The sequence below is a fragment of the Actinophytocola sp. NPDC049390 genome (assembly GCF_044466355.1).
Lineage (GTDB): Bacteria > Actinomycetota > Actinomycetes > Mycobacteriales > Pseudonocardiaceae > Actinophytocola.
This window is the reverse complement of the sequence record NZ_JBITMQ010000014.1, coordinates 36845-48615: the sequence shown is the minus strand read 5'-3', so window position 1 is coordinate 48615 and position 11771 is coordinate 36845. Positions and strand designations below refer to the sequence as shown.

14 protein-coding genes are annotated in these 11771 nt (G+C 71.8%); 6 read left to right on the top strand and 8 right to left on the bottom strand.

The genetic code is table 11. The features are described from left to right. Positions 1-27: 27 nt before the first annotated feature. From ACIBVP_RS33510 to ACIBVP_RS33495, 4 genes are all read right to left on the bottom strand, one after another. Entirely contained in the window at positions 28-861 is an 834-nt protein-coding gene (locus ACIBVP_RS33510; protein ID WP_396110441.1) for an aldo/keto reductase, read from the bottom strand. Continuing rightward, positions 858-1040, bottom strand: coding sequence for a DUF397 domain-containing protein (locus ACIBVP_RS33505; RefSeq protein WP_396110440.1), 183 nt, complete (start codon positions 1038-1040; stop codon positions 858-860). The genes ACIBVP_RS33510 and ACIBVP_RS33505 overlap by 4 nt, the downstream gene beginning before the upstream one ends. Before the next feature lie 108 nt (positions 1041-1148). After that, entirely contained in the window at positions 1149-2834 is a 1686-nt protein-coding gene (gene menD / locus ACIBVP_RS33500) for a 2-succinyl-5-enolpyruvyl-6-hydroxy-3-cyclohexene-1-carboxylic-acid synthase (protein ID WP_396110439.1), read from the bottom strand. Between the two features lie 28 nt (positions 2835-2862). Beyond that, a complete protein-coding gene (locus ACIBVP_RS33495) occupies positions 2863-4029 on the bottom strand; it encodes a hypothetical protein (protein WP_396110438.1) in 1167 nt (388 codons plus the stop codon). Positions 4030-4092: 63 nt separating this feature from the next. On the opposite strand from ACIBVP_RS33495, the gene ACIBVP_RS33490 reads away from it, so the two are divergent. Next, positions 4093-5004: a 1,4-dihydroxy-2-naphthoyl-CoA synthase gene (locus ACIBVP_RS33490; RefSeq protein ID WP_396110437.1), complete on the top strand. Its 912-nt coding sequence runs from the start codon at positions 4093-4095 to the stop codon at positions 5002-5004. Here the strand turns inward: ACIBVP_RS33490 and ACIBVP_RS33485 are convergent. Continuing rightward, on the bottom strand, positions 4998-5882 hold the full coding sequence (locus ACIBVP_RS33485; protein WP_396110436.1) for an arylamine N-acetyltransferase: 885 nt from the start codon (positions 5880-5882) through the stop codon (positions 4998-5000). The two genes, ACIBVP_RS33490 and ACIBVP_RS33485, sit on opposite strands and share 7 nt — an antisense overlap. Positions 5883-5920: 38 nt before the next feature. Here ACIBVP_RS33485 and menE point away from each other — a divergent pair, with 38 nt between their 5' ends. The 3 genes from menE (at position 5921) to ACIBVP_RS33470 (ending at position 9237) form a co-directional block, all read left to right on the top strand. Beyond that, positions 5921-7030: an o-succinylbenzoate--CoA ligase gene (gene menE / locus ACIBVP_RS33480; protein ID WP_396110435.1), complete on the top strand. Its 1110-nt coding sequence runs from the start codon at positions 5921-5923 to the stop codon at positions 7028-7030. 115 nt (positions 7031-7145) lie between these two features. Then, on the top strand, positions 7146-8330 hold the full coding sequence (locus ACIBVP_RS33475; RefSeq protein ID WP_396110434.1) for a hypothetical protein: 1185 nt from the start codon (positions 7146-7148) through the stop codon (positions 8328-8330). A gap of 31 nt (positions 8331-8361) precedes the next feature. Continuing rightward, positions 8362-9237 (top strand): 1,4-dihydroxy-2-naphthoate polyprenyltransferase, encoded by an 876-nt coding sequence (locus ACIBVP_RS33470; protein ID WP_396110433.1) that lies wholly within the window; start codon positions 8362-8364, stop codon positions 9235-9237. Here the strand turns inward: ACIBVP_RS33470 and ACIBVP_RS33465 are convergent. The 3 genes from ACIBVP_RS33465 to ACIBVP_RS33455 are packed head-to-tail and all read right to left on the bottom strand — an operon-like array spanning position 9223 to position 11083. Further along, positions 9223-10320 carry a PLP-dependent cysteine synthase family protein gene (locus tag ACIBVP_RS33465; RefSeq protein ID WP_396110432.1) on the bottom strand — a complete coding sequence of 366 codons (1098 nt, stop codon included), beginning with the start codon at positions 10318-10320 and terminating at the stop codon, positions 9223-9225. The two genes, ACIBVP_RS33470 and ACIBVP_RS33465, sit on opposite strands and share 15 nt — an antisense overlap. Beyond that, a complete protein-coding gene (locus ACIBVP_RS33460; RefSeq protein WP_396110431.1) occupies positions 10321-10608 on the bottom strand; it encodes a DUF4229 domain-containing protein in 288 nt (95 codons plus the stop codon). Between the two features lie 10 nt (positions 10609-10618). Next, complete coding sequence (locus ACIBVP_RS33455) at positions 10619-11083, bottom strand: Lrp/AsnC family transcriptional regulator (RefSeq protein WP_396110430.1); 465 nt, start codon at positions 11081-11083, stop codon at positions 10619-10621. 145 nt (positions 11084-11228) lie between these two features. On the opposite strand from ACIBVP_RS33455, the gene ACIBVP_RS33450 reads away from it, so the two are divergent. Both ACIBVP_RS33450 and ACIBVP_RS33445 read left to right on the top strand, forming a co-directional pair. Further along, complete coding sequence (locus tag ACIBVP_RS33450; protein WP_396110429.1) at positions 11229-11444, top strand: BldC family transcriptional regulator; 216 nt, start codon at positions 11229-11231, stop codon at positions 11442-11444. Between the two features lie 77 nt (positions 11445-11521). After that, positions 11522-11743, top strand: a complete 222-nt coding sequence (locus ACIBVP_RS33445; protein WP_396110428.1) for a hypothetical protein — start codon at positions 11522-11524, stop codon at positions 11741-11743. Positions 11744-11771: the final 28 nt, after the last annotated feature.

Here is an 11771-nt window from a genome sequence, read left to right as displayed (position 1 = left end):
GCGCGGCGTACGCCCAAGGAAGTGTTGTTATGCGCCGCCTGTGCGGTGCAGTGCGTCGAGCCGGGCCAGCTCCTGTTCGGACAGCCGCACATCGCCCGCGGCGACGTTCTCCGCGAGGTGCGCCGGATCGCCGGTGCCGGGGATGACGAGCACGTGCGGCCCGCGTGCGAGTGTCCACGCGAGACGGACCCGCGCGTCGGTGCCGCCGCCGGTCTCCCGGTTCGCGCCCGCGATGGAGAAGAACGGCACGAACGCCACGCCTTGTTCACCACACAGGCGGATGAACTCGTCCTGCTGTGCCCGGTAGCCGAGGCTGTAGGAGTTCTGCACGGCCACCACCGGCGCCACCGCCCGCGCCTGCGCGAGCTGGTCCGGCCCCACCGCGGACACGCCCAGGTGCCGGATCAACCCGGCCTGCCGCAGTTCCGAGAGCGCGGCGAACCGGTCCGTGACGTCGCCCGGCCCTTCGGCACGCAGGTACACGAGATCGAGGTGGTCCCGCCCGAGCTGGCGCAGGTTCTCCTCCACCTGCCCACGCAGGTCGCCAGGACCCGCCGGTGGCCGCCACGCGCCGGACGGATCACGGCTCGGCCCGACCTTGGTCGCGATGACCAGGTCGTCCGGGTACGGCGACAGCGCGGAGTTGATCAGCTCGTTCGCCGACCGCAGCGACGAGAAGTAGAACGCCGCCGTGTCGATGTGGTTGATCCCGAGCTCGATCGCCTTCCGCAGCACGGTGATCGCCTGACCGCGGTCGCGCGGCGGGCTGCCGGGCTCGAACGCCGGACCGGTCTGCGGCAACCGCATGGCCCCGAACCCGACACGGTTGACGAGCCGGTCCCCGAGCAGCCAGGTACTCACCGAGGCAGGAACGACAACCACGCGGCCGCGGGGAACGACAGCACCGGCCCCGCCGGGTCCTTCGAGTCCCGCACCATCGCCAGCACGCCTTGGATGGACGCCACCTCGACGCAGGCCCCGCTGCCACCGCTGCGACTGCTTCTGCGCCACACACGCTTCGACGGGTCCGGTGCGGTCATCTTGTGCTCCTCCGGCAGGCCGACTGGGCATACAACTCTAGTCCGCACCGGCGTCCCCATCCGTGTGACGAAGAACGCTGCCATCGGGTGATCGTGTGCCGTGCGGCGTTACCGCAGGGCGGCGTCCGCCACTGTTGCGCGGAGGCGGGCGTGCAGGTCGCGCAGCAAGGCCCGGTTCGACCTCACCTCCACGACACGCAGCCCTCGCCCGGGGGCGAGGGCCCGGCGTAACTCGTCCGGGGTGGCCGCGAGGGTGTGTGCCACGTGGTAGCCGCGGCACAGCGATGCCAGGTCGGCGCCGTGCGGGGTGCCGAACACGCGCTCGAAGGTCGGCTGGTACTCCGCGGCGCCCTGTTCCAGCAGCGTGAAGATGCCGCCGCCGTCGTCGTTGTGCACGACGACCGTCAGGTCCGGGCGCTGCTCCGGCGGACCGACCAGCAGCCCGTTGAGGTCGTGCAGCAGCGTCAGGTCACCGATCAGGGCGTACGCGGGCCGTTCGGTGGCCAGCGCCATGCCCGCGGCCGTGGACACGTTGCCGTCGATGCCCGCGACACCGCGGTTGGCGTGGATCGCCACGTCCGACCTCGGCTCGGCGACCAGGTCCACGTCCCGCACCGGGTTGGACGAGCCGAGGAACAGTGCCGCGCCGGATGGCAGCGCGTCCAGCACCTCCGCCGCGATCCGCAGCCCGGTGGGCCACTCCTGCTCGCCGAGCAGCTTCTCCACCGCGGTGGCCGCCGCCGCGTCCGCGTGCCGCCAGGCGGGTAACCAGTCCTGGTCGATGCCGTCCACATGGGACATGTCGTCGAGGTCGAGCCAGCCGCGCACGTGCGTGGCGACGTACTGCGGATCAGTCCACTGTGGATGATCACCGATGCCGTACACCGGGGCACGACCCATCAGCCCGCGCACACCACGCGACAACGTGGGCCTGCCGACCACGACGACGGCCTCCGGACGCAACGACTCCGGCAACTCGCCCGCCGCCAGCAGCAGCGCACCGCAGCGCAGCACGCTCGCGCCACCCGCGAGCGCCGCCGCCTGCCCCACCGGTTCCGCCACCGCTGGCCACCCGGCGCTCGCTGCGACCGCGGCCGCGGCACGAGCCCGGTCGTCGCGGCCACTGCCGACGACCATCAACGTCCTCGCGGGCAACGGGAAGTCGACGCGACTGCCCGCCATCGTGACCGGTGCGGCGGAGGTGGTCCAGCGCAACCCGTCCGGCCTGCCGTCGAGCGGCTCGGGCCAGCGCGGCTCGAACGTGGGCACCAACGGCTCCCGGAACGGCATGTTGACCTGCACCGGCCGCCCCGCCTCCGCCTGCGCGACCGCCCGGCAGACGAGCCCACGCCACACCTGGTTCTGGCCACCGCGCCGCTCGGCGACGGGGAACTCGACCGCCAGCGCCGCCGGGCCGAACAGGCCGCGCTGGTCGATGGTCTGGTTCGCGCCGGTGCCGTGCAGCTCCGGTGGCCGGTCGGCGGTGAGCAGCAGCATGCCGACACCCGAGTGGTAGGCCTCCAGCACGGCGGGATGCAGGTTGGCGACCGCCGTGCCGGACGTGCAGGCGACCGCCGCCGGCCGTCCGCTCGCCTTGCTGAGCCCGAGCGCGAGGAAGCCCGCGGACCGCTCGTCGATCCGGACGTGCATGGTCAGCCTGCCCGCCTCGGCGGCCTCGTGGAGTGCCATGGCGATGGCCGCGTTGCGGGAACCCGGGCAGACGACCACGTGCCGCACGTCGTTGCGCACCAGTTCGTCGACGACGACCGTGGCCTGGGCGGTGGACGGGTTCACGTGCCACCTGCCGCCACGGTTCGCACGCTCATTCGTCCACTCCTCGCATCGCCCGGGCCCGGATCCCCGTCAGGGCCACCCGCCTGCCGTAGTCGGTCAGGCGCTGGTGCTCGCCGGGGGCCGTCAGCACGCCCGCCGTGTGCATGTCGGCCAGCAACGCACCGGCCACCTCCCGCACGGTATCGCTCGGGTCCGGGCGGTCGTGCGCGCCGGTCTCGAAGAACACCATGCCGAGGCGGTCCATCAGCATGTCGTTGTCGACCGAGCCCGCGAGCACCAGCATGGCCAGCAGGGGCAGCGCCACCTGCCCTGCCACCCGGTCCGGCGGTGCCGCAATGCCGCTCACGACCGCCTCGAACAACAGGACCGGCTGCCGGAGCGCCAGCTCACCGTCGTCGGTGCGCTCGCCGTGCCCGTCGAGCAGCCCGAACCGCTCGGCGACCGCCGTCATGCGCGGTGGACCGTCGCCGTCGTGCACCACCTGGGCGAGCGGCCGCGTGCCGGTGAGCAGGAGCTCCGGCGTCAGGTCCGCGGGCCTGGCCACGTCCGGCCCCACCCTGACCAGCAGCTCACGCAGGGTCTGGCTGCCGCTCAGGTGGTGCAGCCGGGCCATGCGCTCGGCGAGCATCAGCGCCTGTCTGGTCTCCGTGTGCCCGTCCGGCACCTGGTCGAGCACCGCGACGGCCAGCGCGAGCCTGCCCGGCTCGTCACCGGGCGCCAGCTCGCCCGACGCGATCGCGCGTTCGAGCGCCCTGGTGATCGCGTCGTACAGGGCCTCCTCACGCGGCCCCGGCCGGTCCAGCCAGGCGATGTGCAGGCCGGGCGGCGGCATCAGCCCCGACTCGTACGTGGCCTGCGCGTACAGCTCGAAACCGAGCATCTGGTCGTGCGCGGCCTCGAGGATCTCCCGCGTCCGGTCACCGCGGCACAGCGCGGCGTAGCGGGGCTGGTCGAGCCGCTCGAAGAACCAGGCGGCCTCGTCGAGGACCGCCTGCCAGTGCGGCATCGGGTGGAGGTCGTCGGGCGGCTCGCGCACCAGCTGCGGCAGCGTCAGCCACAGGAAGTTCTGCACGTCGAACTGCGACATGAGGTAGTTCGGGCGGTCGTTCGATGCCTCGTACCAGCAGGCGGCGACCACCAGCCCGGCGTCGTCCCGGGCCGCGAGCTCCTCGACGACCGCCTCGACGTCCGGCATGACGTCAGCTTCGCACGGCGATCCGAGGGTCGGCGATTTCTGACCACCCATATGCTCGGGCCCGTGGCTACCCCGACCGTGTCCGAGCTGTTCGACCCGACCGCCTGGCAGGTCGTCGAGGGCTTCGACTTCACCGACATCACCTACCACCGGGCCGTCTCGACCGGGGCCGTGCGGATCGCGTTCGACCGGCCGGAGGTCCGCAACGCGTTCCGGCCCCACACGGTCGACGAGCTCTACCGCGCGCTCGACCACGCCAGGATGTCCTCCGACGTGGGGTGTGTGCTGCTGACCGGCAACGGACCGTCGCCCCGCGACGGTGGCTGGGCGTTCTGCTCTGGCGGTGACCAGCGGATCCGCGGGCGCACGGGGTACCAGTACGCGTCCGGCGAGACGGCGGAGACGGTCGACCCAGCGCGGGCGGGGCGGCTGCACATCCTCGAGTGCCAGCGGCTCATCCGGTTCATGCCGAAGGTCGTCATCGCGGTGGTGCCGGGCTGGGCGGCGGGTGGCGGGCACAGCCTGCACGTCACGTGCGACCTGACGCTCGCGAGCGCCGAACACGCCCGGTTCAAGCAGACCGACGCCGACGTCGGCAGCTTCGACGGCGGGTTCGGGTCCGCCTACCTCGCCCGGCAGGTCGGCCAGAAGTTCGCGCGGGAGATCTTCTTCCTCGGCCGCACCTACACCGCCGAGGACATGCACCGGATGGGCGCCGTCAACGCGGTCGTGCCGCACGCCGAGCTGGAGGCGACGGCTCTGGAATGGGCGACGGAGATCAACGGCAAGTCGCCGACGGCGCAGCGGATGCTGAAGTACGCCTTCAACCTGATCGACGACGGGCTGGTCGGGCAACAGCTTTTCGCGGGCGAGACGACACGCCTCGCGTACATGACCGACGAAGCGGTCGAGGGCCGCGACTCGTTCCTGGAGAAGCGCGCGCCCGACTGGTCGCGCTTTCCGTACTACTACTGACGTGAACCGGCGAGCCACTTCTCGTGGGCTGCCGTGACTCTGTGCCACAACAAGGTCTTTCTCTGAGTGTCCACTTCGGACAAGGTGAGGCCGAACAGGTCGGCGAGGCAGGAGTGCCATTCGGGAGCGCTGGTCAGCTCCCGAATGGTCTCCCCGGTGGCGTCCAGGCGCTTGAGCACGAGGCCGCGCAAGAAGTCGACGCCGTCCGCGTCGCGGCGGAACGCCACCAGGGTGCGCACGAAGCTGGAGTCGGGGGCCGCTTGGAGACGCTCGTGCTCGGCCGTGAGGTCGGCCGGTGTCGCCTCACCGGGCAGGAAGTCCATGCCGTGCAACGACATGGACGGGTCGGCGTCGAACCGCCACCCACCCGGCGCGACCTCCGACGGGCGTAAGCCGTACGTGTGCGGGCCCTGGGTGTAGGTGCCGGTGCGCAGGGGCATGGGCTCGTGCGGGCCGTCGCCGAGGCCGGCGTCGACGAACCACTCGCCGCCGGGGTTGTCCGCTGTCGGCAGCGCGGAGACGGTCAGCGCGAGGTGGTTGCCGTCCACGTTCGCCTTCGCGTCCGGGTGGCCCTGGACGCCGCCGACGTGCCAGTGCACGTGGAAGCCCAGCCAGCCGAGCAGCGTCGCCATCGCGCCGTTCTGGTGGTAGCAGTAGCCGCCCCGGCCACCCGCCAGGTAGCGGACGGAGTCGAGCGGCTCGATGGTCCTGCGCTCGCCCAACCAGACCCACACCGACTCGTACGGCACGCGCTCCACCTGCGCCCGGTGCACGGCGAACAGCGTCGCCGCGGTCGGCGGTGGCGGCGCGTCGAAGCCCAGCCTGCGCAGGTACGCGTCCCTGAGCGAGAGGTCGACGGATGGCCTGGTCGAAGTCATGGCGCGGAGCTTATGTGCGGTGTCCGACAATTTCGATCGTGTTACTGACGCCTGTGGACAACTCGGAGATCGTGACCGCACTCGCCGCCGCGCTGGAGGGCGGACCTGCGGTTTTACCGTTGTCGGCCACCGATCCACAGGCGTCGCGCCTGCGTGCTGCCATGGCGCCGGAAAAACCGGTTCTTGCCGGGACGGCCGTCGTCGTCGCGACGTCCGGGTCGACCGGTGCGGCCAAGGGCGTTGAGCTGTCGGCCGCCGCCCTCACGGCGTCCGCGACCGCCACGCACGCACGCCTCGGCGGGCCCGGGCAGTGGCTGCTGACGTTGCCCGCCCACCACATCGCGGGGGTGCAGGTCGTCGTGCGGTCGCTGCTGGCGGGCCTGCCGCCGGTGATCCGCGGGACGCAAACGTTTGCCGAGGCCGTGGCCTCGATGACCGGACCGCGGCGCTACACCTCGCTCGTGCCGACACAGCTGCTGCGGCTGCTCGACGACCCCGAGGGGCTCGACGCGCTCCGGTCCTTCGACGCCGTTCTCCTCGGCGGCGCCGCGACGCCCGGGCCGCTGCTCACGCGCGCACGCGCGGCCGGGGTGACGGTCAGCACCACCTACGGCATGTCCGAGACCGCGGGCGGCTGCGTGTACGACGGGCGACCACTCGACGGCGTGCGAGTGCGGGTCAGCGGCACCGTCCACCTCGCCGGTCCGGTGCTCGCGAGCGGGTACCGGCTGGACCCGGCCGCGACGGCCGAGGCGTTCGCCGACGGCTGGTTCCGGACCACGGACCTCGGGGAGCTGCGGCCGGACGGCACCCTCCACGTGCTCGGACGCGCCGACTTCATGATCAACACCGGTGGCGTGAAGGTCGCACCCGCCGCGGTCGAGGACGTGCTGACGGCCCAGCCCGGGGTCGCCGAGGCGTGTGTCGTGGACCTGCCGAGCGAGGAGTGGGGACAGCTCGTCGCCGCCGCCGTCGTACCCACCGATCCCGCCAACCCACCCGAGGTCAGCACGCTGCGCGCGGCGGTCCGCGAACGGCTCGGCGGCCCCGCGGTGCCCAAGATCGTGCGGTTCAGCGATCACCTTCCGTCGCGCGGCCCGGGCAAAGTGGACCGGAACGGGGTGAGGGACCTGCTCCTCGGAACCTGAGGAGCCGTCGATGGCGGTCGGCCTGGACGGCGACCGCGTCGTGCCGCGGGACCGATCACCTGGTCAGTGATCCTTCCAGTTGCGGGATCACCGAGGTGCGTCTTGGCTCGACGGTATGAAGCTGAGCCGATACCTGCTGGTCAGCACCGTGCTGACCAGCTCGCTCCTCGGCGTCCCCACCGCTTCGGCGACCACCGGCTGGCAGGTCGACCTCGACCGGCCCGGCCTCGGCAGCACGAACGTCGCGACCGGCCCGGTGCGGCTCGGGCCGGGCGACAACCGCGCGGCCAGCGCCGGTGCCACCACGCGGACCGGCATGGCCGTCTACCCGCACACGCTCGCCGCCCCCGCCGGTGCGTTCACGGCCACGGCCACCAGCACCGTGCCGGACGGCGCCGAGGTCGCGGTCGACGTGCGGGGCAGGACCGACGGGCGGTGGAGCGAGTGGGCCGAGATCCGGCCCGGCGCGCCCGGCACGCTGCCGGTGGCGACGCGGGACGTCGAGGTCCGGGTCGTGCTCAGTGCGCCGGACGGGGTGGCGTCACCGTCGGTCGAAGCGCTGGCGATCACGCCGGTGGCCGGGTCTCGGGCGCCCGCGACCCCGGCGGGCGCGTCGTACCGGGTGTTCGCGACCAGGGAGGGCCTGGTCGGTCACACCACGGCCAACGGGCACAAGATCGTCAAGCGCGACCACTTCGTGGCGTTGCCCTCACGCCGGGGCCTGTCCGCCAAGGGGGCCGGTGACTACAGCGTCCGGGTGTGTGCGGCCAGCGGCCGGTGCGAGTGGGCGCCGACGTGGGACGTCGGCCCGTGGAACACGCGGGACGACTACTGGGCGGCCCCTGGCGTGCGTCAGCAGTGGGGGGACCTGCCGCAGGGCACACCGGCGGCGCAGGCGGCGTACGAGGACGGTTACAACGGCGGCAAGGACGGGTTCGGGCGGAAGGTGAAGAACCCGGCGGGCATCGACCTGGCCGACGGCACGTTCTGGGACGGGCTGAAGCTCACGAACAACGCGTGGGTCACCGTGACCTACCAGTGGACCGGCTCGCACCCGCACGGATTCGTGCGGACGCCCGGTCCCGCGTTGAACGTGCGCCCGGCGCCGAGCAGCGACGGCGCGAATGTCGGGCTCGCGGCGAAGCACGCCCAGGTGCGGATCGAGTGCGCCGTGGCGGGCGAGCGGGTCGAGGGCTCGCAGGGCACCACGAACCAGTGGTACCGGCTCGCCGAGGGCATGTTCGTCGCGGCGGCCTACGTCGCCACCGCGCCCGGCGGAAAGGCCGTACCGCCCTGCTAACGCCCGGTCAGGGCCCTAGTTAGATGGGGCCATGGCCGCAACCGCAGGACAGTGGGTGGCCGGCGCACGCGTTCGGACGCTGCCGAACTCCGTCGCGCCGGTGATCGTGGGGGCAGGCGCCGCGGGCGCGATCGGCGAGTTCACCTGGTGGGCCTCGCTGCTCGCTCTGGTGGTGTCGCTGGCTCTGCAGGTCGGCGTGAACTACGCCAACGACTACTCCGACGGCATCCGGGGCACGGACGACACGCGCGTCGGTCCGCTGCGGCTGGTGGCGTCCGGGGTCGCGTCGGCGTCGGCGGTGAAGCTGGCGGCGTTCGCGTGCTTCGGCGTCGCGGGGGTGGCCGGGCTGCTGCTCGTGGCACTGACCGGGCACTGGTGGCTGATCAGCGTCGGCGTGGTGTCCGTGGCGGCGGCCTGGTTCTACACGGGCGGGCCGAAGCCGTACGGGTACTCGGGCTGGGGCGAGGTCGCGGTCTTCGCGTTCTTCGGTCCGGTGGCCGTGCTCGGCACGCTGTACGTGCAGGCGGGTGAGGTGACCTGGCCGGGCGTGGCCGGTGCGGTGGCGCTCGGCGCGATCTCGGCGAGCGTCCTGGTGGCGAACAACCTCCGTGACCTGCCCACGGACCGCGAGGCGGGCAAGATCACGATGGCCGTGCGGCTCGGGGACGGGCGTACGCGGGTCCTGTACGCCGTGCTGGTCGCCGTGCCGTTCGTGGTGAGCGTGGTCCTGGCGGTCGAGAACCCGTGGTCGCTGCTCGGGCTGCTCGCGGCGGTGCCCGCGGTACCTGGCCTGCGGGCGGTCGGCAGCGGCGGTGTGGGCCTGGCGCTGATCCCGGCTGTGCGGGACACGTCGCTGGCGATGCTCGCGTGGGCCGTGCTGACGACGGTGGCGCTAGCCCTGTTCTGACCATTCGCCGGTGGACAGGAACTTGGTCACGGTCTCCTTGTGGGGAGCCAGGTCGAGGTCGTGGGCGGCGAGCCAGTCCTGGTCGTAGTACGTGTTCGCGTAGCGTTCGCCGCCGTCGCACAGGAGGGTCACGACGCTGCCCTCGTGACCGGCCGCGCGCAGCTCGGACACGATCTGGAAGGCGCCCCACAGGTTCGTGCCGGTCGAGCCGCCCACACGGCGGCCGAGGATCGGCTCCACCGCGTGGATCGTCGCCAGTGAGGCCGCGTCCGGGACCTTCATCATGCGGTCGATGACCTGGCCGACGAACGACGGTTCGACGCGCGGGCGGCCGATGCCCTCGATGCGGGAGCCCTGGCAGGCGGTGAGATCGGGCACGGTGTCACGCCATGCCTCGAAGAACACCGAGTGCTCGGGGTCGACGACCGCGAGACGGGTGCGTCGTCGCTGGTAGCGGATGTAGCGGCCGATCGTGGCGCTGGTGCCGCCGGTGCCCGCGCCGACGACGACCCACTCCGGTTCCGGGTTGGGTTCGAGCGCCATCTGCTCGAAGATCGACTCGGCGATGTTGTTGTTGCCCCGCCAGTCGGTGGCGCGCTCGGCGTGTGTGAACTGGTCCATGAAGTGGCCGTTCAGCTCGGCGGCGAGGCGGTGCGACTCGGCGTAGAGCTGGCTCGGTTCGTCGATGAAGTGACATCGGCCACCCTCGCGTTCGATCAGCGCCACCTTGCCCGCGCTGGTCGTCCTCGGCATGACCGCGATGAACGGCAGGCCGAGCAACCGCGCGAAGTACGCCTCCGACACCGCGGTCGAGCCGGACGAGGCCTCGATGATCGGCGTGCCCTCGACGATCCAGCCGTTGCAGAGCGCGTACAGGAACAGGGACCGGGCCAGCCGGTGCTTCAGCGAGCCGGTCGGGTGGGTCGACTCGTCCTTCAGGTAAAGGCGGACTTTCCATTCGGCGGGCAGCGGGAACGGCAGCAGGTGGGTGTCGGCGCTGCGGTTGGCGTCCGCGTCGATGATGCGGACGGCCTCGCACACCCAGTCGCGGGTCCGCTCGCTGCAGCGGTCGACGGCGGCCATCTACTCGCCGTCCGTGTCGGGCTTCGGCGTCTCACCGCGCAGTTCGGCACGGAGGCGCTCGCGGGCGTCCATGCGGTCCTTGCCGCGCTCGGCCAGGGCCGCGGTGACGCGCTGGTTGAGGCCGCGGAACACCAGCAGCCCCAGCGGGAACCCGACGACGACGGCGACGGCGAGCGCCACCAGCAGCGGCACCTCGAACAGCACGAGCAGAGCCGTGACCGCGGCGATCAGCACGAGCCTGCCCAGCGTGTAGAGGGTCAGGTCGCGTGCGAGGTTGTGCTCAGCCACCCGCAAGACGTTACTCGTCATCCGTGCCGACCTCCGAGGTGTTCGGCCTGCCCTCGAACCTGGTCGAGAGCACGAGCGTGGTGCGGGTCCTGGCGATGCCCTCGATGCGGCGGAGCCTGCCCAGCGTGCGTTCGAGGTCGTCGACGGTGGCGACGCGTACCTTGACGATGAAGGACTCGTCACCCGCGACGCGGTAGCAGGACTCCACCTCGTCGAGGCGGGCGAGCTCTTCGGCCACGTCCTCGTCGTCCGCGGTGTCGGTGGAGTAGATGCCGATCAGCGAGGTGACGCCGAGACCGACCGCGCTGGGGTTCACCACGGCGTGGTAGCCGGTGATGACGCCGCTGGTCTCGAGCTTGCCGACGCGCTCGTGCACCGCGGACGCGGACAGGCCGACCTGCCGCCCTAACTCGGCGTAGGTCGCCCGGCCGTGCTCTCGTAGTGCGGCGATGATGCGGCGGTCGACGTCGTCCACGGCGGCACTCTAGCGGGTTCTTGATCGTGTCCGATCCCGCCGTTTTGTCCCTTACTACCTCTTTACCATCAGACAACCGTTCGAGTACCCGATGGTCGAGATGCAACGATTGCTGTGTCCAGTTCAGACTGACTGAGGAGGACACGTGACAGCGGCACATGTCGGTGAGCGGCTCCTGACCCCCGGCGAGGTCGCGGCGTTGTTCCGCGTCGACCCGAAGACCGTGACGCGGTGGGCGACCGCTGGCCGCATCGGTTCCATCCGGACACCCGGTGGGCACCGCCGGTTCCGCGAGTCCGAGGTGAAGGCCCTGCTCGCCGAACTCACCACCGAGGCGAATCTCGGGAACGGCCACGCCTGACTCTGCGTTGTCATCCCGAGGGCCCTAAATCGGTACAAAAGGGCTAACCTCGATGCCAGGACCTCGGGAGGTGGCAGATGCTGTACTTGCTCGCCGCGATCGGCGCCGTCTGCGTCGTTGTGCTGCTGTGGCGGGCGTTCGTCGCGAACCCCGACACGGGGAGTGAGCGACGCGTGAGCCGTCCGGTCCGCCCGGTTCGTCGTCCCGGGCCCGTCGCGCCCGACGACGACCCGGAGTTCCTGCGCAGCCTCAACGAGCGGAAGAACCCGCCGGACGCGGACGGCAAGCCGCCCGCCTGACCAACCGGAACCCACGACAGCGTCGCGC

Excerpts from the sequence above, each read along its gene's own strand:
- ACIBVP_RS33505 (WP_396110440.1), bottom strand. The coding sequence starts at position 1,040 with ATGACCGCACCGGACCCGTCGAAGCGTGTGTGGCGCAGAAGCAGTCGC.
- ACIBVP_RS33495 (WP_396110438.1), bottom strand. The coding sequence starts at position 4,029 with ATGCCGGACGTCGAGGCGGTCGTCGAGGAGCTCGCGGCCCGGGACGAC.
- ACIBVP_RS33485 (WP_396110436.1), bottom strand. The coding sequence starts at position 5,882 with ATGACTTCGACCAGGCCATCCGTCGACCTCTCGCTCAGGGACGCGTAC.
- ACIBVP_RS33475 (WP_396110434.1), top strand. The coding sequence starts at position 7,146 with ATGAAGCTGAGCCGATACCTGCTGGTCAGCACCGTGCTGACCAGCTCG.
- ACIBVP_RS33470 (WP_396110433.1), top strand. The coding sequence starts at position 8,362 with ATGGCCGCAACCGCAGGACAGTGGGTGGCCGGCGCACGCGTTCGGACG.
- ACIBVP_RS33465 (WP_396110432.1), bottom strand. The coding sequence starts at position 10,320 with ATGGCCGCCGTCGACCGCTGCAGCGAGCGGACCCGCGACTGGGTGTGC.
- ACIBVP_RS33445 (WP_396110428.1), top strand. The coding sequence starts at position 11,522 with ATGCTGTACTTGCTCGCCGCGATCGGCGCCGTCTGCGTCGTTGTGCTG.